At 72.4% G+C, this 24,725-nt stretch carries 21 protein-coding genes and 1 pseudogene; 17 read left to right on the top strand and 5 right to left on the bottom strand.

All coding sequences use genetic code 11. The annotated features are described in order from the left end of the window. The first annotated feature begins 441 nt into the window (after positions 1-441). The 5 genes from ABT336_RS00560 (at position 442) to ABT336_RS00540 (ending at position 3,372) form a co-directional block, all read left to right on the top strand. Positions 442-1,410, top strand: a complete 969-nt coding sequence (locus ABT336_RS00560) for a hypothetical protein (RefSeq protein WP_350894320.1) — start codon at positions 442-444, stop codon at positions 1,408-1,410. Positions 1,411-1,538: 128 nt separating this feature from the next. After that, the gene (locus ABT336_RS00555) at positions 1,539-2,234 is read left to right on the top strand and encodes a type II secretion system F family protein (protein ID WP_502891071.1); all 696 of its coding nucleotides are present in this window, start codon (positions 1,539-1,541) and stop codon (positions 2,232-2,234) included. Positions 2,235-2,258: 24 nt separating this feature from the next. Beyond that, a complete protein-coding gene (locus tag ABT336_RS00550; RefSeq protein ID WP_350894319.1) occupies positions 2,259-2,426 on the top strand; it encodes a DUF4244 domain-containing protein in 168 nt (55 codons plus the stop codon). 44 nt (positions 2,427-2,470) lie between these two features. Beyond that, the gene (locus tag ABT336_RS00545) at positions 2,471-2,830 is read left to right on the top strand and encodes a TadE family type IV pilus minor pilin (RefSeq protein ID WP_350894318.1); all 360 of its coding nucleotides are present in this window, start codon (positions 2,471-2,473) and stop codon (positions 2,828-2,830) included. A 182-nt stretch (positions 2,831-3,012) separates the two neighbouring features. Beyond that, positions 3,013-3,372: an Rv3654c family TadE-like protein gene (locus ABT336_RS00540; RefSeq protein WP_350894317.1), complete on the top strand. Its 360-nt coding sequence runs from the start codon at positions 3,013-3,015 to the stop codon at positions 3,370-3,372. Between the two features lie 89 nt (positions 3,373-3,461). On the opposite strand, the gene ABT336_RS00535 is transcribed toward ABT336_RS00540, so the two are convergent. The 3 genes from ABT336_RS00535 to ABT336_RS00525 all read right to left on the bottom strand — a co-directional run bounded on the left by ABT336_RS00535 (position 3,462) and on the right by ABT336_RS00525 (position 7,059). Further along, a complete protein-coding gene (locus ABT336_RS00535; protein WP_350894316.1) occupies positions 3,462-4,040 on the bottom strand; it encodes an LURP-one-related family protein in 579 nt (192 codons plus the stop codon). Positions 4,041-4,159: 119 nt separating this feature from the next. Further along, complete coding sequence (locus ABT336_RS00530) at positions 4,160-4,369, bottom strand: hypothetical protein (protein ID WP_350894315.1); 210 nt, start codon at positions 4,367-4,369, stop codon at positions 4,160-4,162. 101 nt (positions 4,370-4,470) lie between these two features. Next, on the bottom strand, positions 4,471-7,059 hold the full coding sequence (locus tag ABT336_RS00525) for a DEAD/DEAH box helicase (protein WP_502891070.1): 2,589 nt from the start codon (positions 7,057-7,059) through the stop codon (positions 4,471-4,473). 80 nt (positions 7,060-7,139) lie between these two features. On the opposite strand from ABT336_RS00525, the gene ABT336_RS00520 reads away from it, so the two are divergent. The 7 genes from ABT336_RS00520 (at position 7,140) to ABT336_RS00490 (ending at position 16,525) form a co-directional block, all read left to right on the top strand. Further along, complete coding sequence (locus tag ABT336_RS00520) at positions 7,140-7,496, top strand: STAS domain-containing protein (protein ID WP_350894313.1); 357 nt, start codon at positions 7,140-7,142, stop codon at positions 7,494-7,496. Then, positions 7,493-7,930, top strand: a complete 438-nt coding sequence (locus tag ABT336_RS00515) for an ATP-binding protein (protein WP_350894312.1) — start codon at positions 7,493-7,495, stop codon at positions 7,928-7,930. The genes ABT336_RS00520 and ABT336_RS00515 overlap by 4 nt, the downstream gene beginning before the upstream one ends. Positions 7,931-8,247: 317 nt before the next feature. Further along, positions 8,248-10,632 carry a sodium-translocating pyrophosphatase gene (locus ABT336_RS00510; RefSeq protein WP_350894311.1) on the top strand — a complete coding sequence of 795 codons (2,385 nt, stop codon included), beginning with the start codon at positions 8,248-8,250 and terminating at the stop codon, positions 10,630-10,632. A gap of 109 nt (positions 10,633-10,741) precedes the next feature. Continuing rightward, the gene (locus ABT336_RS00505; RefSeq protein WP_350894310.1) at positions 10,742-11,281 is read left to right on the top strand and encodes a hypothetical protein; all 540 of its coding nucleotides are present in this window, start codon (positions 10,742-10,744) and stop codon (positions 11,279-11,281) included. After that, complete coding sequence (locus ABT336_RS00500) at positions 11,272-11,910, top strand: hypothetical protein (RefSeq protein ID WP_350894309.1); 639 nt, start codon at positions 11,272-11,274, stop codon at positions 11,908-11,910. Before ABT336_RS00505 ends, ABT336_RS00500 begins: the two co-directional genes overlap by 10 nt. Positions 11,911-12,275: 365 nt before the next feature. Beyond that, positions 12,276-15,158, top strand: coding sequence for a type I DNA topoisomerase (topA, locus tag ABT336_RS00495; protein WP_350894308.1), 2,883 nt, complete (start codon positions 12,276-12,278; stop codon positions 15,156-15,158). A gap of 383 nt (positions 15,159-15,541) precedes the next feature. After that, positions 15,542-16,525, top strand: coding sequence for a DUF559 domain-containing protein (locus ABT336_RS00490; RefSeq protein WP_350894307.1), 984 nt, complete (start codon positions 15,542-15,544; stop codon positions 16,523-16,525). Between the two features lie 146 nt (positions 16,526-16,671). Here ABT336_RS00490 and ABT336_RS00485 read toward each other — a convergent pair whose 3' ends face one another. Continuing rightward, positions 16,672-17,985 (bottom strand): D-arabinono-1,4-lactone oxidase, encoded by a 1,314-nt coding sequence (locus tag ABT336_RS00485; RefSeq protein WP_350894306.1) that lies wholly within the window; start codon positions 17,983-17,985, stop codon positions 16,672-16,674. Between the two features lie 226 nt (positions 17,986-18,211). Between ABT336_RS00485 and ABT336_RS00480 the strand changes: the two genes are divergently transcribed. Continuing rightward, positions 18,212-18,790, top strand: a complete 579-nt coding sequence (locus ABT336_RS00480; protein WP_350894305.1) for a TetR/AcrR family transcriptional regulator — start codon at positions 18,212-18,214, stop codon at positions 18,788-18,790. A 167-nt stretch (positions 18,791-18,957) separates the two neighbouring features. On the opposite strand, the gene ABT336_RS00475 is transcribed toward ABT336_RS00480, so the two are convergent. Next, complete coding sequence (locus ABT336_RS00475; RefSeq protein WP_350894304.1) at positions 18,958-20,166, bottom strand: amino acid deaminase/aldolase; 1,209 nt, start codon at positions 20,164-20,166, stop codon at positions 18,958-18,960. A 425-nt stretch (positions 20,167-20,591) separates the two neighbouring features. Here ABT336_RS00475 and tmk point away from each other — a divergent pair, with 425 nt between their 5' ends. The 4 genes and pseudogenes from tmk to ABT336_RS00455 all read left to right on the top strand — a co-directional run. Further along, the gene (tmk, locus tag ABT336_RS00470; RefSeq protein ID WP_350894390.1) at positions 20,592-22,691 is read left to right on the top strand and encodes a dTMP kinase; all 2,100 of its coding nucleotides are present in this window, start codon (positions 20,592-20,594) and stop codon (positions 22,689-22,691) included. Beyond that, a complete protein-coding gene (locus ABT336_RS00465; RefSeq protein WP_350894303.1) occupies positions 22,691-23,881 on the top strand; it encodes a DNA polymerase III subunit delta' in 1,191 nt (396 codons plus the stop codon). Before tmk ends, ABT336_RS00465 begins: the two co-directional genes overlap by 1 nt. A gap of 124 nt (positions 23,882-24,005) precedes the next feature. Beyond that, complete coding sequence (locus tag ABT336_RS00460) at positions 24,006-24,335, top strand: YbaB/EbfC family nucleoid-associated protein (protein ID WP_350894302.1); 330 nt, start codon at positions 24,006-24,008, stop codon at positions 24,333-24,335. A gap of 1 nt (position 24,336) precedes the next feature. Further along, positions 24,337-24,615: pseudogene (locus tag ABT336_RS00455) on the top strand (hypothetical protein); the annotation flags it as partial. Positions 24,616-24,725: the final 110 nt, after the last annotated feature.

Genomic DNA, 24,725 nt, shown 5'->3' with positions numbered 1-24,725 from the left:
ATCCTGGCGGTGACCCTGCCGACCTGGGCGATCGTCCGGGGTCGGTCCCGGACGACATCGGTTCCGGAGGCCAACCCTTCCGCGCGGGAAGCGTCGGACCCCCTCGTCACCTGGGTCACCGAGCTGCGCCGGACGCCGCCCCTCGACCCCGACCAGGACCCACCGAACCCCGCACCTGTCGCCCCATCGAACCCCACACCGGCCGCTTCACCGCCCACACCGGTCACCCCACCGTCCGTACCGGCCGCTTCACCGCCGTCACCGGCTGGTCGGCCCCCGCAGCCGGGCCACCGTGTCACCGCGCCCGTCTCCTCGGCCGGCCCGATCGGTGGGGCGAGTCCGCTCGGTCGGCCCGGAGCACCCGGTCCACGCCGCCCCGGCCGCTCCGGGCCGTCCCGCCCACCCGACCGGCGGGACTCGCGTCGACCACCGTCGGTGGGGGTGTGGCCCGGTGTCCCGCTCTCCCCGCCGACCGCCCCACCACCAGGGCCGACGGCCGGCGGAGGACTCGCACCCTCGCTCACCTCGGTGGCCCGCACCCCCGGCCCGGCCGCCCGACGCGCCACGACTGCGCCCCCGGCCGTCCCGACTGTGCCCCCGGCCGCCCCGACCCTGGTGTCGGTCGCCCCGACCCGGCGGGCCGACGCAGCCACCCCCGGGCCCGCCCGCCACCGACCTGCCCGGTCGCCCGCGCCCGCCGGGCCGCCGTCCGACGGCGCCCCACCCACGGGAGAGTCCTCCGACGTCGCCACCGGGACCGGTTGGCGTCCCCGGCTGACCCGGGCCGTCGGTGGGGTCGTCGACTCGCCGCGCCAGACCATGCTGGTCACCGGTCTCGTCGCCGCCGGAACCGGTCTGCTGCTGGCCGGTCCGGTCGCGGCGGCGGCCGTCGCCGGCTACGGCCTCCTCGGGATGCGGGCCCTGCTGCGGCAGCAGGCCGCCCGGCGGGCAGAGCGGGACCGCCGACGACGCCTGGACCAGCTCTGCGGTCTCGCCGCCGACCTCCGGGCCGGCCTCCCAGTCCCGGTTCCCCTACGCCCCGACGGCGACGACACCTCCGACGGCACCGACCGGATCGAGCAGTTGGCGGTCGCCGCCGTACGCCTCGCCGAACAGACCGGCGCACCCCTGGCCGAGCTGCTCGAACGGGTCGAGGCGGACACCCGGGTCGGTGACCGGGGGCTGGCTTCGGCGGCGGCCCAGGCCGCAGGGGCGCGGGCGACCGCCTGGCTGCTCGCCGCCCTGCCACTCGGCGGCATCGGACTCGGGTACGGCATCGGAGTCGACCCGGTGGCGATCCTGCTGCACACGCCGATCGGGGCGGCCTGCACGCTCGCCGCCGTCGCCCTCCAGGCCGTCGGCCTGGCCTGGGCCGACCGGCTCACCGCACTGCCGGGGAGGGCCGGGTAGTGCCCCAGGCGACCGCAGCTCTCCTCGGCACGGCCGGTCTGCTGGTGACCGTACTGGCAGTGGTCTCCCTCCGACGTCCGCTGCGCCGCCTGCGTCGCCTCCGCGTGGTGGCCACCGGTCGGAGCAGCGTGGAAGCCGTCGGTCGGAGCCGCACCGGACGGCAGGCCATCCGGGACGAGTCACCGGCCGGTCCCGGTCCCGCCGCCCGCCCGGCGTACGCGTGGACGGGGCCGCCCGACCGGATCCGGCTGGCCGCCCTCCTCGGCGGGCTGGCTGTGGCGGTGCTCGTCGGTGGATGGCTGGGCTGGCTCGGCGCGCTGCCCACGGCGCTCCTGCTCGACCGTCTGCTCCGTCGGATCGAGCCACCGGCGGTTCGTCGGCGACGGATTCAGGAGGTCGCCGACCTGCCGCTCGCTGCGGACCTGTTGGCGGCGGTGTTACGGGCCGGTGCCCCGGTGGACCGGTCGGTGCTGGCCGTTGCCGACGCGCTCGGCGGTCCCCTGGGCGAGCGGCTCGGCCGGGTCGGCCGGACGCTGCTGCTCGGTGGTGAACCCGACGAGGCGTGGGCGTACCTGTCCCCGATCCCGGGTGCCGAACGGCTCGTCGCCGCCGCGGTCCGCTCCTCGACCAGCGGAGCAGCACTGACCGGTGCCTTCACCCGGCTCGCCGACGACCTGCGTGCCGACCGATCCGTGGCAGTGGAGGCGTCGGCCCGACGGGCCGGCGTGCTGATCGTCCTGCCCCTCGGGCTGTGCTTCCTGCCGGCCTTCATTCTCGCCGGTCTGGTGCCGGTGATCGTCGCCGTCCTCGGCGACGTCCTCTGAGGAATCCTTCGAGAAGGGAAAGACATGCGCAGAATCGCCGCCCGCCTGCGCGGGGACGCGGGAATGAACACCGCAGAGTACGCAGTGGGAACACTGGCCGCAGTGGCCTTCGCCGGTCTGCTGCTCAAGGTGCTGACCTCCGACAGCGTGCAGGCGGCGCTGGGCGGGGTCATCGACCGGGCCCTGCAGTGATCCGGCGCCGGCAGGCCGGTACGCGTCGACCCGTACCGCGCGTCGTGTCGTCAGTGACCGGGGACCGGGGTTCCTTCACCGCCGAACTGGCGGCCGGCCTGCCGGCGCTCCTGCTGCTCCTGCTGACCGGGCTCACCGCCGTCGAAGCGGTGACCACGAAAGCCACCTGCACGAACGCGGCCCGGGAGGCGGCGCTCGCCGCCGCCCGGGGTGGCGACGGTGAGGCAGCGGGGGCGGGCGTCGCCCCGACCGGTGCCCGGGTCACAGTCGAGGTCGACGCCGACGTGGCGACCGCGACGGTCCACGCCCCGGTCCGGACCCTCGGTGCCCGCCTACCCAGGCTCACCGTGACGGCGACAGTGGTCGCCGCCGTCGAACCCGGTGTCCCGGAGGTCTCCCCATGACGGCAGACCATCCTGACCGCCCGCCGCCCGTCGACCGCCCCCCGACGTCGCCCGGCGGCCCTTCCGAGGCGTTGTCGGGTGGGCACGGAGGCCCTTCCGAGGCGTTGTCGGGTGGGCACGGAGGCCCTTCCGAGGCGTCGTCCGGCGGCTGTTCCGAAGCGTCGTCCGGCTGCCGTTTCGAGGTGGCTTCCGGCAGGCACGGTGACCGGGGCGGGGCGACAGTCTGTGTGCTCGCCGCCGGCTTGGTCCTCGTCGTGTGCGGGACCTTCGGGGCGGCGGTCGCCGCCGCCGGGATGGCCCGGCAGCGGGCCGGGATCGCGGCGGACTTCGCGGCGCTCGCCGGGGCCGCGACCGTCGCCCAGGGGCCGGAGGCGGCCTGTCGGCGCGCCTCGGCGCTGGCCGAGGCGAACGGTGGGCGGCTGGCCGACTGCCGGGTCGACGGGCTGGACGTGCAGGTGACGGCGGAGGTCACGGTGACCGCGCTACCCGGTCTGACCCGGACGGTGAGGATCAGCGCCCGCGCCGGACCGGTACGAGCCTGACCCCCGGTGCCCTGCGCTCCCGGAGCGGGCCGGTCGAACCTGGGGGCCGGGGTGCCCCGCCGACACGCGAGGCACCCGGCCGGGGGCGGTCAGCGGCCCTGCAACGCGTCCAGCGCGATCGCCATGGCGATCACCAGGCGGCGGTCGATCTGCGGGTGCTGGATCTCCACCACGTACCTGTCGCGCAGGCCCCACTTCTTGATCACGGAGAAGACCGGCTGGCCGTCGGCGACGAAGTCGAAGTGGTACGGCAGCCAGGACAGCGAGTCGACGAAGCGTCGCAGCACCGCCACCGGCATGCTCCGCTCCTGACCGGTGACGGCGGGCAGGCCGGGCTGCTCGACGTGCCAGGTCGAGCGGAGCAGGGACTGGGCGAAGTCCTTGCGGAACAGGCCGATCGGGGTGCCGGCGGCGTCGGTGACGTCGTACGTGGCGGCGAGGTCGAGCCGCTGCCGGGCCTTGAACCCGAGCAGGGGCTGCTGCTTCGTGTCGTCGGTGTACAGGGTCACCTGTTCCTTGAAGGCGAGCCGCTTCTGTTGCGCGAACGCGAGCAGCCCACCCTCACCGCCGTCGGGGCCGACGGAGTGCACCTCGTACTGGTTGACCATCATCCGGATGCGCTGCCGGATGTGGAACTGGTGTTGGCTCTGCAAGAAGTCAGGCTGCATGAACGTCTCCTCCGAAGGGTGCGCCGGAGTCTTACACAGCTCGGCAACCATGGTTGTCCCCCGATCACCGCGAGCCCCCGACCACCCCGAGGCCGTGGAGTGCCACCCGCCCTGGGGTGTCAGCAGCGTCCGCTGTCGACCCCGGCCCGCATGACGAAGGTGTTGAGGACCTGGTGGATGCCGCGTAGCCGCTCGCTGATCTGGTCCAGTCGTTCCGCCTGGGCCAGCGCCGCCATCGCGGCACCGAGCGCGATCTGCTGGTCGGGGGTGAGGTGTTCCTGGTCGATCGTGTAGAGCAGGTCGACGGTCTCGGCGATGGTGTCGGCCACGGCTCCTCCTCCGGCGCAAGACAGCGGGTCAGCGATGGTAAGGGGTGCGCGATCTTCGATGGAAGCGCTCCCACGGGCTCAGTGCCCAGCTGGGCCCGGATCTATTCCTCCCCCACCGGCCGGACACCGTCTCCTACCGGCCGGACACCGTCTCCTACCGGCCGGAGAGCGTCCTCCACCGGCCGGAGAGCGTCAGACAGGTTGGCCAGGACCACGTCGAGGACCTGCACCGCCTCCGACTTGGCCAGCGGGTTGTTGCCGTTGCCGCACTTCGGGGACTGGACGCAGGACGGGCAGCCGGACTCACACCCGCACTCGGCGATCGCCTCCCGGGTGGCCCGCAACCAGGCGTCCGCCGTGCCGTACGCCCGCTCGGCGAAACCCGCCCCACCGGGGTGCCCGTCGTAGACGAAGACCGTCGGTGCCTCTGTGTCGGCGTGGACAGCCGTCGAGAGCCCGCCGATGTCCCACCTGTCGCAGGTGGCGATCAGGGGCAGCAACCCGATCGCGGCGTGCTCGGCGGCGTGCAGCGCACCCGGGACGTCGGGCGGGTCGACTCCGGCGGCGGCCAACGCCTGCGGTGAGACGGTGAACCAGACCGCCACGGTCCGCAGTTCCCGGGTCGGCAGGTCCAGCGGTCGGGTGTCGATCACCTCGCCGGAGGCGATCCGTCGTCGCTGGTAGGACACCACCTGGCTGGTCACGTCCACCTCGCCGAGGAAGAGCCCGACCGGCCCGGCGTCCACGTACGACCTGACCGACGCCACCGACAGCGAGGTGACGTCCCGGGCGTGGGTGGACCAGTCCGGCTCCTCCGGGTGCACCAGCGCACACCCGTCGGCCAGGTCCAGTTCGTCGACCACGTACGACACGCCCTGGTGCAGGTAGACCGCACCGGGGTGGAGCAGGAAGTGCGACGACGAGCCGTCGACGGTGCCGAGGAGCCGCCCGGTGGCCGACTCGACCACGCAGACGGGGGTTCCTCCCTCGCCCCGGAGGTCCACCTCGGGGCGTTCCCGGTGTCGCCAGTACCACCCGGTGGGCCGGGCCCGCAGGGCACCGGTGGCGACCAGGGAGTCCACCGCCTCCTTCGCCCCGGTCCCGAACAGCTCCAGGTCGGCGGGGGTGAGCGGGGCCTCGGCGGCGGCGCAGGCGAGCTGCGGTGCCAGCACGTACGGGTTGGCCGGGTCGAGGACCGTCGCCTCGACGGGCCGCCCGAACAGGGCCTCCGGGTGGTGCACGAGGTAGGTGTCGAGCGGGTCGTCGCGGGCGACGAGGACCGCCAGCGCCTCCTGCCCGGAGCGACCGGCCCGACCGGCCTGCTGCCAGAGCGACGCCCTGGTGCCCGGCCATCCGCAGATCACCACCGCGTCCAGGCCGACCAGGTCGACGCCGAGTTCCAGGGCGTTGGTGGAGGCCAGTCCGAGGAGGTCACCGTCGAGCAGGGCCCGTTCCAGTTCCCGTCGCTCCTCGCGCAGGTAACCGGCCCGGTAGGCGGCGACCCGGCGGCCCAGCCCGGGTACCGCCTCGTCGAGGGACCGGCGGGCGTGGGCGGCGACGACCTCGGCACCGCGTCGGGACCGGACGAAGGCGAGTGTGCGTACCCCCTCGGCGACCGTGTCGGCGAGCAGGTCGGCGGTCTCCCGCAGCGCCGACCGGCGGACCTGGGTGAGGTCGGCCCCGGCGGTGGGGTCGGCGGGCTCCGCCGGCAGCAGGGGCGGCTCCCAGAGGGCGAAGGTGACCCCGCCGCGCGGCGAGGCGTCCTCGGTCACCGCTGTCGTCGGCAGCCCGGTGAGCCGTTCGGCGGTGGTCGCCGGGTCGCCGGAGGTCGCCGAGGCCAGCAGGAACACCGGTCCTCGGTCCGGTCCGCCGCCCTGCCGGGGGAGGGCGGCGGGACCGCGCGCCCCGGGGATCCGACCGGATCCGGGGGTACGCCCCGACGCCGCGCACCGGCGTCGCAGTCGGCGCAGCACGTGTGCCACGTGGGAGCCGAAGACACCCCGGTAGGTGTGGCACTCGTCGACGATCACGTAGGTCAGGCGGCGGAGGAATCCGGACCACTGGGCGTGGCCGGGCAGGAGGCCGTGGTGCAGCATGTCCGGGTTTGTCAGGACGAGGCGGGAGTGTCGACGGATCCACTCCCGTTCGGCCCGGGGGGTGTCGCCGTCGTAGCAGGCGGGGCGGATCCCCTCCAGCTCCAGCGAGGTGACGGCGCGGAGCTGGTCGGCGGCGAGGGCCTTGGTGGGGGCCAGGTAGAGGACTGTGGCCCGGGGGTCGGCGAGCAGGGCGGAGAGTGCCGGCAGCAGGTAGGCCAGGGACTTCCCGGAGGCGGTGCCGGTGGCGACCACCACGTGCTGTCCGTCGTACGCCAGCTGCGCCGCCTCGGCCTGGTGTCGCCAGGGGGCCTCGACCCCCCGTCGGCGCAGCGCCTCCCGAAGCTCCTCGGGAACCCAGTCGGGCCAGGTCACTGGCGTCCCGGCGCGGGCGGGCACCTGCTCGACGTGGGTGACCGGGTCGGTGGCGTTGCGGGACCGCAGTCGGCGCAGCAGGTCGGCGGGCGCCGTCACCGGCGCCCGTTCGCGGCCGGCTCGGGTGGCTGCGGGGGTCACGTCCTGCACTCTCGCACTGGTGTTCGGAGATCGACCCACGGACCCCGGGTACGGAGTGGGGGCCGGTGGGTATGGAGTGATCAGCCGATGCTCGGCGGGCCCGATCTCGGCGGGGATGGTTAGATGCCCAGGGGAGTTTACGACTTCTGCGAGGAGGACCGATGGAGCTGTCGCTGGCGACCCACTCCGTGGGGGAGCACACGGTGCTGTCCGTCGGCGGCGAGGTGGACGTCTACACCGCCCCCCGCCTTCGGGAGCGACTCCTGGAGTTGATCGACGGTGGGGCCCGCCGGGTCGTCGTCGACCTGGGTCGGGTGGACTTCCTCGACTCGACCGGCCTCGGGGTGCTGGTCGGTGCGCTCAAGCGGCTGCGGTCGGCCGGCGGCTCGTTCGCCCTGGTCTGTGACAAGGAGCCGCTGCTCAAGATCTTCCGGATCACCGCGCTGGACCAGGTCTTTCCCCTGCTCCCGACGGTCGAGGCGGCGGTCGAGGCCGACTCGACCGGCGCCGGCGCGTGATGGCCACGGTCAAGCTCTCCTTCTCGCCCGCCCCGGTGCACGTCCGCACCGCCCGTCTGGTCGGGGTCGCTGTGGCCCGCCGGGCGGGGGTACGCGAGGACCTGCTGGACGAGGTGCGGCTGGCCATCGGTGAGGCGTGCACCCGGGCTGTCGCCCTGCACCGGCAGTACGGGTTGCCCGATCCGGTGCGGGTGGAGATGTCCGACGACGGGTCGTACGCGGTCCGGGTGATGGATCGGGCTCCGATCGAGGCGAGCATCGGGCTCACCGCCCTTCCGCCGGACGAGTTGGCGAACGAGTCCCTCACCGACGAGGCGCTGACCACCGGTGTGGGCTTCGCCCTGCTCGCCGGTTTCGTCGAGGACCTCCAGGTACGCCCGGTCGACGAGGGTGTCGGCACCGAGGTACGGATGGTGTGGCCGGTCGCCCGCTGACCTTTCAGTTTCCCGCACAGACCGTGTTCGCTCGTCGAACACGGTCTGTGTCGTTGTGGTGACCCCTATATCAGAAAATCTCTCGTAACACAGCGATGAAGATCATCACCTGTGGGTGCCCCCTCGGTGTGACCTCCAACACGACGGAGGGCTACAGTACCCGGGTTGTCAGCAAGTGATCCGCCCCGCAGCCAGCGGGAATGGGTGCTCGTCGCTGTCCCTGTCGTCACAGGTCAGCGGGCTTGCGTTTCCGCATTCAGGGCGCGGGCCGGTGCGTCTCCACCCGCCGCGCGCGTGCACGGTTCAGGAGGACATGGATGTCCGGGACTCTGGCCGCCCAGGGTGGCGAGCTCTCCCTCACCGGTGCCAATCTGACGTACGTCGTCATCGCCGCGGTCGTCGCGCTGGTGGCACTCGTCTTCGCCGCCACCCTGACCAGAACGGTCCTGGCAGCCGGCACCGGCACCACAAACATGCAGGAGATCTCCGGGGCCGTCCAGGAGGGTGCCTCGGCGTACCTCCTGCGACAGTTCAGGACACTGGCCATCTTCGTGGTCGTCGCGGTGGTCCTGCTCTTCCTGCTGCCGGTGCACGACACCGCCGGCAGCGAGACCCTCGTCAAGCTCGGCCGGTCGGCGTTCTTCGTGGTCGGTGCGTTGTTCAGCGCATTCATCGGCGGTGCCGGGATGTGGCTGGCCACCCGGGCGAACCTGCGGGTCGCCGCCGCCGCCCGGGAACGGGAGGGTGGCCGCGAGGCGGCCATGAAGATCGCCTTCCGGACAGGTGGTGTGGTCGGCTTCCTCACCGTCGGCCTCGGCCTGGTCGGTGCGGCCCTGGTCGTCCTGCTGTACCGGGGTGACGCGCCCACGGTCCTGGAGGGCTTCGGTTTCGGTGCCGCGCTGCTGGCCATGTTCATGCGGGTCGGCGGCGGCATCTTCACCAAGGCCGCCGACGTCGGTGCCGACCTGGTCGGCAAGGTCGAGCAGGGCATCCCCGAGGACGATCCGCGTAACGCCGCCACCATCGCCGACAACGTCGGTGACAACGTCGGCGACTGCGCCGGGATGGCCGCCGACCTGTTCGAGTCGTACGCGGTCACCCTGGTCGCCGCGCTCATCCTGGGCCGGGCCGCGTTCGGCAACGACGGCCTGGTCCTGCCACTGATCATCTCCACCATCGGGGTCCTGGTCGCGATCATCGGGGTCTTCATCACCCGGCTGCGCGCCTCGGACCGCAACGGGCTGACCGCGATCAACAGGGCCTTCTACCTCTCCGCGGTGATCTCCGCCGTGCTGGTGGCCATCGTGTCGTTCGCGTACCTCCAGCCGTCCTGGGCCGCCCAGCTCGGCGAGCAGTGGCGGACGACGCTGAGCCTCGACGGCGGCGACCCGCCGTTCGGCCCGCGCGGGACCGTCATCGGCGCGGTCGTCATCGGTATCGTGCTGGCCGCCGCGATCCAGGCGCTGACCGGCTACTTCACCGAGACCACCCGGCGGCCGGTGCAGGACATCGGCAAGAGTTCGCAGACCGGTGCGGCGACTGTCATCCTGGCCGGGATCAGCGTCGGCCTGGAGTCGGCCGTCTACTCGGCGCTGCTGATCGGTGCCGGGGTCTTCGGCGCGTTCCTGCTCGGCGGCGGGTCGATCACCCTCTCGCTGTTCGCTGTGGCGTTGGCCGGGACCGGCCTGCTCACCACCGTCGGCGTGATCGTCGCGATGGACACCTTCGGCCCCATCTCCGACAACGCCCAGGGTGTCGCGGAGATGTCCGGGGACATCGACGAGCACGGTGCCCGGACGCTCACCGAACTCGACGCGGTAGGCAACACCACCAAGGCGATCACCAAGGGCATCGCGATCGCCACCGCAGTGTTGGCGGCCACCGCACTGTTCGGGTCGTACACCGACACGCTGCGCACCGCGTACGCGGACGCGGGCGTCGCCGACGTCGGCACCGAGATCCTCAACTCGCTGAACGTGGCGAACCCGAACAACCTGGTCGGCCTGATCATCGGTGCGGCGGTGGTGTTCCTCTTCTCCGGGCTCGCCGTCAACGCGGTCTCCCGCTCCGCCGGTGCGGTGGTGATGGAGGTCCGCCGACAGTTCCGCGAGCTGCCCGGGATCATGGACGGCACCCAGCGCCCCGAGTACGGCAAGGTCGTCGACATCTGCACCAGGGACGCTCAGCGTGAGCTGATGACCCCCGGTCTGCTCGCCATCCTCGCCCCGATCGCCGTCGGCTTCGGCCTCGGCCCGGGTGCCCTGGCGTCGTACCTGGCCGGGGCGATCGGTGCCGGCACCCTGATGGCTGTCTTCCTGGCCAACTCCGGTGGTGCCTGGGACAACGCCAAGAAGATGGTCGAGGACGGCGCGTACGGCGGCAAGGGCTCCGAGGCGCACTCCGCGACGGTCATCGGCGACACCGTCGGCGACCCGTTCAAGGACACCGCCGGACCGGCCATCAACCCGCTGATCAAGGTGATGAACCTGGTCTCGCTGCTGATCGCCCCCGCTGTGGTGGCGTGGAGCGTCGGGGACGACCGGAACACCCCGCTGCGCATCGGCGTCGCGGTGGCGGCCACGTTGATCATCGTCGCGGCGGTGGTCTTCAGCAAGCGCAAGGGGGTCGCCATGTCCGACGCCGACCCGGACGGCGGCGGTGCCGGACGTCCGGACCAGCGGCCGGAGCGGGTAACCGCCTGAGAGCTGGTCCTCGGGACCCCGACCGGTGATCACGGTCGGGGTCCCGAGCCCGGTACGCCGGCAAACCTGACCGGGGGCGGGCCGCGCCGGAGGCCGTACCCTGCATCGCATGCGTACCTGCCGGGCGAGCCCCGCCGTGAAGATGACGGCTGTCCTGGCCACACTGCTGATCGCCGCCGGTTGCGCGGTCGGCCCCGGAGCACGGGCCTGGGCGTCGACGGTCTGCGCGGCCCTCGCCCCCTGGCGGGCGGAGATCAGCAGGCTGACCAGCAGCACCCAGCAGCAGATGACCGCCCAGACCACCCCGGCCCAAGCAAAGGAGAACCTGGTGCGCCTCTTCTCCGGGGCGGAACAGGCCAGCGAGACCGCCCGTCGGAAGGTCGCCGAGGCCGGGGTGCCCCAGGCCGACCAGGGGGCCGAGGTCGCCGCCGCATTCCAGGCCACCCTGGGCAAGGTCCGGGACGCCTACGGCCGGGCCCGGGACAACATCGACGGGCTGAACACCGGCGAGCCGCCCGCCTTCTACGACGGGGTCCGCGCCGCCGTCGCCAAGCTCAACCAGGACTACGACGCCAGCGCCCTGGACACCAGCCGACTCCACTCCGAAGAGCTCAAAGAGGCCTTCGACGAGGTCCCGGAGTGTCGCTGACCCCGCCCGACCGGGCTGTCGACCAGCCCGTCGACCCGGGTCGGCAGTTGTCGCTGTTCGGCGCGGAGGCTGCGGAACCCTCGGTGTCCGACCTGGCCGGACTGCTCGCCGGGCCGGGCGAGGTGGTGCGGATGGGCGGCACCGCCCGGTTGTCGGTGGTGGTCGACGCGGCCTGGCGGGTGCACGTGCTGGTGGCCGAGTTCGCCAGACGTGGGATCGCCGCGACCTGGGAACCGACCCCCGACGGCCGCTACCTGGTACGGACGTCGTACGCAAGCACCCTGGCACCGTTGGCCACCGCCTGGCGGCGGGCAGGTGTGCAGCGTCCACCCGCCGGATTCCACCTCGACGGTCGGCGGCTGCGGCTCTGGTCGGCCGCCTCGGGCAGCGCCGAACCGGCCGGGTTCCTGCTCGGCCTCAGCCCCGACGAGTCGACGTGGGAGCCGGTCGGGGCGGCGTTGGCGGCACTGGGTCTGCCCGCAGTGCTCCTCGACGGGGCGGCCGGCGGGCCCGCGTACCGGATCGTCGGTCGACGTCGACTGGCCCGCCTTGTCGAGCTGGTCGGTGACCCGCCGTCGACCACCCCGCCGACCCACTGGCCTGCCCCGCCCGCCCGACGTCCCGCCTGATCGGGCGATTCGTGCTGTGATGGTGGTCGCGGTCGTGGTTGGCTGCTGTCGTATCAAGGACAGCTCCCTGGTCGATTTTCGGCAGAAGATGGGCAGGTGGTCGCTCGGTCGGGGGGCCGGCTTCGTCACGGTCACCCACCCGGTGGCCTACCCACGGTGTACGGTGGCGCCGTTCGGGACGACCGGCCCGTGACCGGCGTCGTCCGCCACGCCAGTGGCGGAACGCCGCCGCCCGCGAAACCCGAGAAGCGGACCACGCGTTACGTTGGACGTCCGGGCCGACCGGTGGAGCCGGCGGGGCCCGGAGGCGGGTCCACGGCCGACCGGCCGGCGGGCCACGAGCAGGAGTGAGGTCGGGGAGTAACGTGCCGAGCAACGCCAAGACCACCCGTCTGGTCATCGTCGAGTCACCGGCGAAGGCCAAGACGATCTCGGGTTACCTCGGCCCGGGGTACGTCGTGGAGGCCAGCTTCGGTCACGTCCGCGACCTGCCCCGCAACGCAGCCGACGTGCCGGCGAAGTACAAGGGCGAGTCCTGGGCCCGGCTCGGGGTCGACGTGGACAACGGGTTCCACGCGCTCTACGTGGTCTCCGCGGACCGCCGCCAGCAGATCAGCAAGCTGACCAAGCTGGCCAAGGAGGTCGACGAGATCTTCCTGGCCACTGACGAGGACCGCGAGGGCGAGGCGATCGCCTGGCACCTGGTGGAGACCCTCAAGCCCAAGGTGCCGGTCAAGCGGATGGTCTTCCACGAGATCACCAAGCCGGCGATCCAGGCTGCGGTGGCCAACCCCCGGGAGATCGACAGGGACCTCGTCGACGCCCAGGAGGCGCGGCGCATCCTCGACCGGCTCTACGGCTACGAGGTCTCCCCGGTGCTGTGGAAGAAGGTCATGCCGAGGCTGTCGGCGGGCCGGGTGCAGTCCGTGGCGACCCGGATCGTCGTCGAGCGGGAACGGCAGCGGATGGCCTTCCGCACCGCCGAGTACTGGGACATCCTGGCCACCCTCGCCGTCGCCCCCACCGGCGACGGTCCGCGTACCTTCAACGCCACACTCGTCGCGCTCGACGGCGACCGGATCGCCAGCGGCAAGGACTTCGAGCCGACCACCGGCCGGGTCAAGCCCGGCGCCGGGGTGGTCCACCTTGACGCCGGTGGTGCCCGGGGTCTGGCCGCCCGTCTCCAGGGGCGGCCGTTCACCGTCACCCGGGTCGAGGAGAAGCCCTACCGGCGTCGCCCGTACGCCCCGTTCATCACCTCCACCCTCCAGCAGGAGGCGGCCCGCAAGCTGCGGTTCTCGTCCCAGCAGACGATGCGTACCGCGCAGCGGCTCTACGAGAACGGCTACATCACCTACATGCGTACCGACTCGGTGAACCTGTCGGAGACCGCCATCGCGGCGGCCCGCCGGCAGATCGTCGAGCTGTACGGCGAGCGCAACGTTCCGCCGGAGCCGCGCCGCTACACCGGCAAGGTCAAGAACGCCCAGGAGGCGCACGAGGCGATCCGACCCGCCGGGGACAACTTCCGCACCCCGGGCGAGGTGGCCAAGGAACTGTCGGTCGAGGAGTTCAAGCTCTACGAGCTGATCTGGCGGCGGACCATCGCCTCGCAGATGACCGACGCGGTCGGCTCCAGCGTCTCGGTCCGGATCCGGGCGGTCTCCTCCGCCGACGAGGAAGCGGACTTCGGGGCCACCGGCAAGACCATCACCGACCCGGGCTTCCTGCGCGCGTACGTCGAGTCCAGCGACGACGAGAACGCCGAGGCCGAGGACGCCGAGCGTCGTCTGCCCAACCTCGTCAAGGACCAGCCGCTGACCGCCGACGAGCTGGCCGCCCAGGAACACCACACCCAGCCGCCCTCCCGGTACACGGAGGCGTCGCTGGTCAAGGCCCTGGAGGAGCTGGGCATCGGCCGCCCCTCCACGTACGCCTCGATCATGCAGACCATCCAGGACCGTGGGTACGTCGTCAAGCGCGGTCAGGCGATGATCCCGTCGTTCCTGGCGTTCGCGGTGATCGGGCTGATGGAACAGCACTACCCCCGCCTGATCGACTACGACTTCACCGCCAGCATGGAGAACGAGCTGGACGAGATCGCCGGAGGCGACCACGCCGCCGTCGACTTCCTCACCTCGTTCTACTTCGGCAGCAGCAACGGTGCCGGTGACCAGGCCATCGCCCGGTCCGGTGGGCTGAAGAAGCTGGTCACCGAGAACCTCAGCGAGATCGACGCCCGCAGCGTCAACTCGATCCCGCTCTTCACCGACGACGAGGGCCGCGAGGTCGTGGTCCGGGTCGGCCGGTACGGCCCGTACCTGCAACGGGAGGTGCCGGGCGCACAGCCGGCCGCCCCCGCCGAGGGCGAGGAGGGCGGTACCCCCGGCGACCGGGCACCGATCCCCGAGGGGCTGGCCCCCGACGAACTGACCCCGGAGAAGGTGCACGAGCTGTTCCTCGGCGGCAGCGGCGAGCGCAAGCTCGGCGACGATCCCGCCACCGGGGAGCCGATCGTGCTCAAGTCCGGCCGGTTCGGCCCGTACGTCTCCAGCGGCGAACGCAAGTCGTCCCTGCTGCGCTCCCAGTCGCCCGACTCGCTCACCTTCGACCAGGCGTTGAAGCTGCTCACCCTTCCCCGGGTGGTAGGCGTGGCACCCGACGGCGCGGAGGTGCTCGCCAACAACGGCAGGTACGGCCCCTACGTCAAGCAGGGCGACGAGTTCCGGTCGTTGGACTCGGAAGAGAAGATGTTCACCGTCACCCTCGACGAGGCGCTGGCGCTGCTGGCCGCCCCGAAGACCCGTCAGCGTCGGGCCGCCGCGCCGCCGCTGCGGGAGATGGGCGTGGACCCCCTCACCGAGAAGCCACTGGTCATCAAGGACGGCCGGTTCGGCCCGTACGTCACCGACGGGGAGACCAACGCGTCCCTGCGTCGGGCGCAGACGCCGGAGGCGCTGACCATCGAGGAGGCCTCCGAGATGCTCGCCGAGAAGCGGGCGAAGGGACCGGCCCCGAAGAAGAAGGCCACGAAGAAGGCACCGGCGAAGAAGGCCACCAAGTCGACCACCACCAAGTCGACGGCCAAGTCCACGGCGGCCAAGTCCACGGCGGCCAAGTCCACGGCGGCCAAGTCCACGGCGACCAAGGCGACTGCGGCGAAGAAGGCTCCCGCCAAGGCGACCGCATCGAAGGCCCCCGCCGCGAAGAAGGCCGCCCCCGCCAAGGCCCCCACCTCCACCGACTGACCCCGTCCGGCTGCCGCAAGTCGGACGCCGCCGCCCGTCTGCCGCTGCGCGTCGAGACCTTGGTAAGAGTTGGCCCTCGGAGGGGCCGACTTCTACCAAGATCTACTGCTGAAACGGAGTTATCCACAGGGCCGCCGGGCGCTGTCCACAGGGGCAGCGAAGGAGGGGGCCGTTCAGCGAGAGTCCCTGCCATGACGTTCAGGGCGAGGTACCAGCAGCAGGAGCAGGAGCAGCCGACACCGGCCGTCGGCGACCAGATTCGGGCAGGGGCGACAGGCAGTGACCAGTCTCGGCCAGCATCGACGGATGGAGGCCAGTTTCGGGGGGCCTCGGCGGGCGGCGGACGAGTTCGAGGGGCGTCGACGGGCGGCGACCCGTTTCGGGTGGGACGGGCTGTCGGTGACTGGGACCTGGCGTTGCAGGGTGCCGGGGCGTGGGGGCGGGCGGTGGCCGACGACGCGGTGGGCGAGCTGGACGAGCTGCTCTTTCGTCAGGCGGATGTGATCAGCCGCGACCAGGCGAGCCGTTTCCTGTCCCGTAAGGCGATCCGGTACAGGGTTGCCGCCGGCCGGTGGCGTCGGGTGCACGGGGCTGTCTTCGTCACTCACAGCGGTCCGGTCGGTGCGGCTCAACGGCGTTGGATCGGGGTGCTCGCCGCCGGTCCGGGTGCAGTCCTCGGCGGGCTGACCGCCGCCCAGGACGGGGGGCTGCGGGGGTTCCCGTCTCCGGTCGTCCATGTGCTGGTGCCTGCCGAGCGTAGGGTCGGTCAGCTGCCACCGGGGGTGCGGGTCCACCGTACGGTCTGCCTGTCGGGGGAGGACGTCGTCGCGGCCGGTCGGCCCCGTCGGACCGTACCCGCTCGGTCGCTTGTCGACGCCGCCCAGTGGGCGGACAGTGCCGCTCGGGCTCGGGCGGTGATCGCTGCCGGTTTCCAGCAGCGTCTGGTGGGCGGCGGCGACGTGCACCGGGTGCTCGTACGCCTGCCTCGGGTCCGCCGAAGGCGGTTGATCCTGGAGACCGCGACCGATGCGGCCGGTGGGGCGCACTCCTTGGCGGAGCTGGACTTCCTCGGTCTGGTCCGGCGGGCGGGTCTGCCGGAGCCGCGCTGTCAGCAGGCACGTCGGGACTCCACCGGGCGACGTCGGTACCTCGACGCCTATTTCGAGCGGTGGGGGTTGCACGTCGAGATCGACGGTGGGCAGCACCTCGATCCGCAGGCGGCGTGGGCGGACATGCGTCGGCAGAACGATCTCTGGATCGATGGTGACCGGGTGCTCCGGTTTCCGGCCTGGGTCGTCCGCGTGCACCCTCGTCAGGTCGTCGACCAGGTGCGGGCGGCGCTGCGGCAGGCCGGGTGGCCGGGCTGACGGCGGGAGGCCCGTCCAGAGTCGAGGGCACCAGTGCAAATGGCCGGGCTGCGGTCGAAGGCACGTGCGGAGGGACCGGGCCGCTGTCGAGGGCAGGTGCGGGAGGGTTACGGACCTTCCCGGATCTCCGTAACCGGCGGGCGGGGTCAGGGGCCGAGGAGGGTGGTCAGGTGGGGGTTGGCGAAGACCCGGTGGGGGTCGAGGCGGTCGCGGAGGTGCTGGAAGTCGGCGAACCGGGGGTACGCGGGGGCTAGTGACTCGGCGTCGCGCCAGTGCAGTTTGCCCCAGTGTGGCCGGCCGCCGAGTTCGGTGGCGACCGCCTCGAAGGCCCGGAAGTACGGCTCGTACGGCATTCCGGCGTACTGGTGAACCGCCACGTACGCCGAATCCCGACCGTGGCTGTGCGACAGCCAGATGTCGTCGGCGGCGGTGAACCGGATCTCGGCCGGGAAGAGCACCCTGAACGGGAGGCCGTCGACGATGTGCCGGAGGGCGTGCAGTGCCTCGGGCAGGTTCTCGCGCGGGAGGGCGTACTCCATCTCGGTGAACCGGATCCGACGGGGTGTGCAGAAGACCCGGTCGGAGCGGCCGGTGTAGTGGCGTTCGGTGAGGGCCCGGGTGGCGACGGTGGTGAGGGTCGGGGCGAGGGTGGGCAGCGCCCGGCCGATCCGGCAGAGTCCCCCGTAGAGGGTGTTGGCGAGCAGGTCGTCGTCGAGCCATCGTCGCCACCCGGGTAGCGGGCGGTCGTCGAGGGGCACCCTGTCGTTGGTCTTGACCTGCACCCGGTCGGTGTAGGGGAACCAGAAGAACTCGACGTGGTCGTGTGCCTCGACCAGGGTGGACACCTGTCCGAGTACGGCGGTGAGCGAGTCGGGGCGTTCGTGGGCGTGCAGGACGAAGGCGTCGACGCACTGGAGGGTGACGTCGACCAGGACCCCCAGTGCGCCGAGGGAGACCCTGGCGGCGGCGAAGATGTCGGGGTGTTCGTCGGCGTTGCAGCGGAGGATTTCGCCGACGCCGGTGACCAGGGTGAACGCGACGACCGTGGTGGAGAGGCAGCCCAGGTGTGCGCCGGTGCCGTGGGTGCCGGTGGCGACGGCCCCGGCGACGGTCTGGGCGTCGATGTCGCCGAGGTTCGGCAGGGCCAGCCCGTGTCGGGCGAGGAGGTCGTTGAGGTCGTGCAGCGTCGTCTCCCCCGGCACCGTCACCCGACGCCGTCTGACGTCCACTGTGGCATCCGCTACGGATCGGGACAGCTGGAGTCGGTACCCGTCTGTGCAGGCCAGTGCGGTGAAGGAGTGGCCGCTGCCGACGGGTCGGATCCGCTGTCCCCGGGTGACCGCGTCGCGGATCGCCGCCGCGGTCTCCTCGGCGTCGGCGGGGCGCAGAACGGGGGCGTGGGAGTGCTGGTTGCCGGCCCAGTTGGTCCAGCGGATCGGCGGTGTGGCGGTACCGGCCATCGGAACTCCTCCCGGTAAATGTGAACCAAATTCGTAACAGGAACGTTGTGCCTGGTAAATACCGCAATCGAGGTCGGCTCGTTAGTACCGGTAGTCACGTATTCGTGACGTTCAGATATGTTCATCCGTCGAAGGGGGGTGGCGCCGAGTGTCCACACCAGCCGCCACGACCGGGCCGTTGCGCCGGGTGCCGGTTCAGGGTCGAAGCGTCGCTCGGGTCCAGCGGATGCTGGATGCCTGCGCCGAACTCGTCGACGAGGTGGGGTACGAGGGTCTGACCACCACCCTGCTCGCCGAGCGCGCCGAGGTGGCGATCGGTTCGGTGTATCAGTTCTTCCCGGACAAACGGGCGATCGTGCAGGCGTTGACGCTGCGGACGATCGAGTCCTACCTGCAGCGGCTGGACAAGAGGTTCGCCGCCGACGACCTCACCCACTGGTGGGACGGGGTCGACGCGGGGATCGACGAGTACATCACGATGCACCGTACGGTCCCCGGGTTCCGTACCCTCCACTTCGGCGACGTGGTCGACCTGCATCTGCTCGATGAGAAGCGGGACAACAACGGCGTGATCGCCGAACAGCTCGCCCGGGTGTTGATCGACCGGTTCGGCATCGCCGACGGACCTCGGCTGAGGTTCATCCTGGAGATCGCAGTCGAGGCGGCCGACGCCCTGATCAAGCTGGCCTTCCGCCGGTCGCCGGGTGGCGACGAGGCGGTGTTGGCGGAGGCCAAGGCGTTGATCCGGGAGTACCTGCACCGGCAGGTCGACGCTCCCGCCCACGACGTGGCCCAGACCGGCTGACCGCCCGCCGGAGGGTCGCATCCGTCGACCGACGGCGTGCGCCCACCCGGCGGTAGCCAGTCGACGATCGGCCGGGCCCGCCCTTCTCGTCGAGGGGCGGGCCCGACCGACGCCCACGCCGATCGGCCGCATCACGCCGATCGGCCGCATCACGTCGACCGGCCGCATCACAGGAAGGCCCGTCCCTCGCCTCGGTAGGTGGGGACCGTGGCCACCACCTCGTCGCCGTCCACCAGGTGCAGGTCGTTGACGCGTTCACACAGCTCACCGGCCTTGGCGTGGCGGAACCAGACCCGGTCGCCGAGGTGGAGTCCGGCTGCCCCGGGCCCGGTGAGCGGGGTCTGCACCTCGCCCGCGCCCTCGGCGCCGATCATCGTGAGTCCCTCCGGTAGCCAGGGGGTGGGCAGTCGACTCGCCGCCGCCGGACCGGAGGCGATCCAGCCGCCGCCGAGAACCGTCGCCACCGTCGGGTCGGGGCGGCGGACCACCGAGCAGGCGAAGAAGGCCGCCGGGGTGGGCCGCCAGGCCCGGTAGCCGTCGAACAGGGTCGGCCCGTACAGGCCGGAACCGGCGGTGATCTCGGTGATCGAGGGGTCCGCGCTGGTCGCCGCCACGCTTCCGGTGCCGCCCCCGTTTACCAGTTCCAGGTCGGCGAGGTCGCGGACGGCGGCCACCACCGCGCTTCGGCGGTGCAGCAGTTCCCGGTACGACCGGCGCTGGGTGAACCGGATCGCGGCTCCCAGCGTCGCCTGCCCCGGTGGCGCGTCCCCGAGTCCGGCGATCTGTGCCTCGTACGCCATCAGTCCGACCAGTCGGAAGCCGGGCCGCCCGGCGACGGTGGCGGCGAGGGTGGCGGCGGCCTGCGCGGTGTGTACCGGGGATCGGCGGACCCCGACGTGCACCCGCCCGCCCAGGGGTCGCCAGGAGGCGTCGAGGTCCAGGCAGACCCGGATCTCCGGCCGCCGGTCGGCGGGTTGGACGTCGTCGACCAGGTCGAGCTGGGCGACGTCGTCGACCATCAGGGTGACCGTCTCGGCCAGGGCGGCGTCGGCTGTCAACTCGCCCAGCGACCCTCGCCCGACTGTCGGGTACGCCACCAGGACGTCGTCGGTCAGTTCGGACCGGGCCAGCCAGATCGCCTCGGCGAGGGTGAACGCCATGATCCCGCGCCACCCCGGGGTGTCCAGGGCTCGCCGGGTCAGCTCCCGGCTGCGGACCGACTTGCTGGCCAGCCGCAGTGGCTTCCCTCCGGCCCGACCGGCGAGTGCCGTCGCATTGGCATCGAAGGCGGTCAGGTCGACCACGGCGTACGGCGGGTCGAGGTGGGCGGTCGCCCGGTCGAGTCGATCGCGTAGTTCGTCACGTTCGGTGGCCACTGGTGCACGCTAACTGTCTGGAACGATATGCGAAACAGCCTCACCTCTGACCGGGCTGCGGTCGGTGGCCTCGGCCACCTAGGCTCGGCGAGCAGGCGATGTCCCGGCGGGTCGTCGTCCTGCCGGGACTAGAGTGTCCGAACGGGGTGCCCAGTGATGGGCCGGCACGCGGAGGTACGGCCATCGAAAGCCAGCGCAACGGCGAGCCGTCCGGCGTGTCACGGACCAACGGCCCAGGCCAGGACGATCAGACCCGGTCGGCTGCCGGTCCGGTACCCGCCGGTGACCCGTCGACGGACGTCACCGCCACACCCGGCGACACCGCCCGTACCGGCGACAAGCCCTTCCCCGGCGGCGAGAACGCCGGGGACGCCGCACCCGGGGGCGGCCCGGCCGACCTCTCGGGGTACACGGCGATCCGGTCGGTGCTGCGGATCCGGCCCTTCCGGCGGCTGTGGATCGTGCTCGGTGCCGCCTCGTTCGGTGACTGGCTGGGCCTGCTCGCCACCTCGGTCTTCGCCGCCTCCCAGGTGCAGGGCAGCACCGCCCAGGGTGCCGCGTTCGGTGCCGTCATCGCGGTCCGGCTGCTCCCCGCGCTGGTCCTCGGCCCGGTCGCCGGAGTCTTCGCCGACCGGTTCGACCGCAGATGGACCATGGTCATCTGCGACGTCCTCCGGTTCGCCCTGTTCGCCTCGATGCCTCTGGTCTTCCTCTTCGGGGCAAGCGGGGCGGTGGTCGTCGGCTGGGCCACCATCGCCACCTTCCTGATCGAGACGATCACCCTGCTCTGGATCCCGGCCAAGGAGGCCGCGGTCCCGAACCTGATTCCCCGGGCCCGACTCGAAGCCGCCAACCAGCTCACCCTGATCACCACGTACGGGCTCACCCCGGTCTTCGCCGCGCTGGTCATCGCGGTCCTGGACCGCAGCATCCGGGGGGTCACCGGGGGCGACATGCCCGGCTGGGCGGAGCCCGCGCAGCTGGCCCTCTGGTTCAACGCCTTCTCCCGGCTGGCGACAGCCCTGGTGGTGGCCTTCGGGATCAAGGAGATCAGCCAGACCCGGGCCAGCCGGCAGGAACGCCACGAGCAGAGCATGACCCGGCAGTTCCTCGAAGGCTGGCGGTTCATCGGCCAGACCCCCCTGGTCCGGGGCCTCGTCCTGGGCATCTTCGGCGCGTTCGCCGGCGGGGGCATCGTGATCGGCACCGCCCGGTTCTTCGCGAACTCGCTGGGCGCCGGTGACGCCGCCTTCTACCTGCTCTTCGGGTCGATCTTCATCGGGTTGGCGCTCGGCATCGGGCTGGGGCCGTTGATCGTGCGGGACATGTCCCGGCGTCGCTGGTTCGGCATGAGCATCGTGCTGGCCAGCGCGTCGGTGATGACGCTGGCCTTCGCCATCCACCTGTCCATGGCGATGGTCGGGGCGATCCTGGTCGGGGCGGGCGCCGGGATGGCATTCCTCGCCGGCACCACACTGCTCGGCGGGGAGATCGCCGACGAGGTACGCGGCCGGGTCTTCGCGGTGGTCCAGATCGGCACCCGGATGGTGCTCATCCTGGCGATCGGCCTGAGCAGTCTCCTCGCCGGTGTCGGCGGGTCCAGGCAGCTGAACATCGTCGACCTGGGCATCTCGATCTCCTCGACCCGTCTGCTGCTGCTCGCCGCCGGTGCGGCCGGGATCTTCGCCGGGGTCAGCGCCTTCGGGCAGATGGACGACAAGAAGGGCGTCCCGGTCCTCGCCGACCTGTGGGGCTCCATCCGGGGCAGGCCGCTGATGCCCGCCGAGTCGTTCGTCTCCAACGGCCTCTTCGTGGTCTTCGAGGGGGGTGAGGGGGCCGGGAAGTCCACCCAGCTGGAACGGCTCGCCGAGCGGCTGCGCGAGGAGCAGCGCGAGGTGGTGGTCACCCGTGAGCCCGGGGCCACCCCGATCGGGGTCCGGATCCGCGCCCTCCTGCTGGAGAACTCCGGCACCGAGGCGCCGTCCCCCCGGACCGAGGCCCTGCTCTACGCCGCCGACCGGGCGCACCACGTGGCGACTGTGGTCCGGCCGGCGCTGGTCCGGGGTGCGGTGGTGATCAGCGACAGGTACGTCGACTCGTCCCTGGCGTACCAGGGGGCCGGGCGGACGTTGCCGGTGGACGAGGTCTCCTGGCTCTCCTCCTGGGCCACCGGGGGGCTCAAGCCCGACCTGGTCGTCCTGCTGGACATCGACCCGAACACCGGGCTGTCCCGGGTCGCCGCCCGGGGCGAGGCCACCGACCGGCTGGAGGCCGAGTCGGTAACCTTCCACGAACGCGTCAGGTACGCCTTCCTCGACCTGGCCGCCACCGACCCGAAGCGGTATCTCGTCCTCGACGCGGCCCGCCCGACCGACGAGATCGCCGAACTGGTCGCCAAGCGCGTCGCCGAGCTGCTCGTCGAGCCCGGGGACCTGGTGAAGCCGCGCCAGTCCGAGCCGCCCCAGACCCCGGGTCGACCCGAGTTATCCGACGAGGAGTTGGTGACGGTGAGGCATCCCACCTGATGTCTGACGTCTTCGCCGAGCTGGTCGGGCAGGACGACGCCGTCGACACCCTCCGCCGGGCGGCTGCCGCCGCCGCCGACGTGCTCCGCAACGCCGCCGGGGCCGGGGCGGGGATGACCCACGCCTGGATCTTCACCGGGCCGCCCGGGTCGGGTCGGTCGGTGGCCGCCCGCGCCTTCGCCGCCGCCCTCCAGTGCGTACACGGGACCGGGTGCGGAGCGTGTCCCGGCTGCCACACCACGCTGACCGGTACCCATGCCGACGTCCGGCTGGTGGTGCCGGAGGGGCTCTCCATCGGTGTCACCGAGATGCGGGCGCTGGTCCTGCGGGCCGCCAGCACCCCTTCCGGGGGCCGTTGGCAGGTGGTGATCGTGGAGGACGCCGACCGGCTCACCGAGGCCGCCGGCAACGCACTGCTCAAGGCGGTCGAGGAACCACCACCGCGTACTGTCTTCCTGCTCTGCGCCCCGTCCACCCACCCGGAGGACATCTCGGTGACCATCCGGTCGCGGTGTCGCCTCGTACCGTTGCGGCAGCCGCCGCCCGGCGCGGTGGCCGAGGTGCTGGTCCGGCGGGACGGCATCGCCCCCGACGTCGCACAGTGGGCGGCGGCGGCCGCCCAGGGACACGTCGGTCGGGCCCGTCGGCTGGCCCGGGACCCGCAGGCCCAGCAGCGCCGCTCGGCCGTCCTGGGGGTGCCCCGACGGCTGACCGGGGTCGGCGCGGCCTTCGACGCGGCCTCCGCCCTGATCGAGGCCGCCGAGGCGGAGGCGGAGGCGGCGGTGGCCGAGACCGACGCCGCCGAGAAGGCCGCGTTGCAGACCGCCCTCGGCGCCGGGGGCACCGGCCGGGGCGCGGCCGGGGCGGCGCGCGGGTCCGCCGGTCAGATCAAGGAGCTGGAGAAGCGGCAGAAGTCCCGGGCCACCCGGGCGCAGCGGGACGCCCTGGACCGGGCCCTGGTGGACCTGGCCGGCTTCTACCGGGACGCGGTGACGGCGGCGGTGGGGGCACCCGTCGCGCCGGTGCACACCGACACCGCCGAGCTGTCCCGGGCCGGTGCGCAGAAGTGGACGGCCGAGGGGGCGCTGCGACGGCTGGAGGCGGTGCTCGAATGCCGTCGGGCGATCACTGCCAACGTGAAGCCCCGGATCGCTGTGGAGGCGATGATGCTCGCCCTGTGGAAGGGCTGACCGACCCCGAGGCGTCGTCCACAGCCATCGACAGGCCCGATTGGTGTGCGGTACGGTCCCCGGTGACGCCGCCGTGACGGTGGTGGCACGCTGCGTGAAGCCGCGTCCGGGGGAGGAGTCGCCGATGCCGCGGGGGGAGATCGACGAGGCCTGGATCGAGGAGGCGGTGCGGCGTTACCGCCGGATCGAGACCCTCCAGGCCGAGTTCGACCAGGCGGTGTCGACGGTCGAGGTGACTGTCAGGTCGCCGGACGGGCTGGTCGAGGTGGTGGTCACCGCCGGGGGGCGGATCACCGACGTCCGGTTCCTGGGTCCGCTGCACTCCCGTGACCCGCGCGCCGTCGCCGCCTCCGTGCAGGCCGCCATCACCGCCGCCGGGGACGCCGCCCAGTGGGCCCGGGAGAAGCTGCACAACGAGACCTTCACCGCGTACCGGCCGCTCGCGGGGGCCTGAGATGGATCCGCTACGCGACCTGGCCGCCCGCCTCGACGAGGCCGGCGACACCCTGAACGACCTGGCCCGGCGGGTTCCCGCCACCGACCCGGCCCACCCGGCCTTCGGTGCCGACGCGCCGGGGCGGCTCGGGGAGGTCGGGCGGGCCCTGCACCGGCAGTGGACCGCCGCCACGGACGAACGGGCCCGGGAGGCTGGCACCGCCGCCGCCCGGCTCTCCTCCGCCGCCGGTGCGGTCCGCGACGCCGCGCGGCGCTACGCGGAGACCGACGCCGCTGCTGCCGAGTCCGTCCGGGACGCCCCGGCCCGGCACACCGGATCGGAACCCCCCAGCCGGTACGCCGACCTGGAGTCGGCCCGGTACACCCCACCGGACCCGATCCGGCCCCG

This window comes from Micromonospora sp. NPDC000207 (assembly GCF_040300925.1).
Taxonomy (GTDB): Bacteria; Actinomycetota; Actinomycetes; order Mycobacteriales; family Micromonosporaceae; genus Micromonospora.
This window is presented reverse-complemented; position numbering and strand designations above follow the sequence as displayed.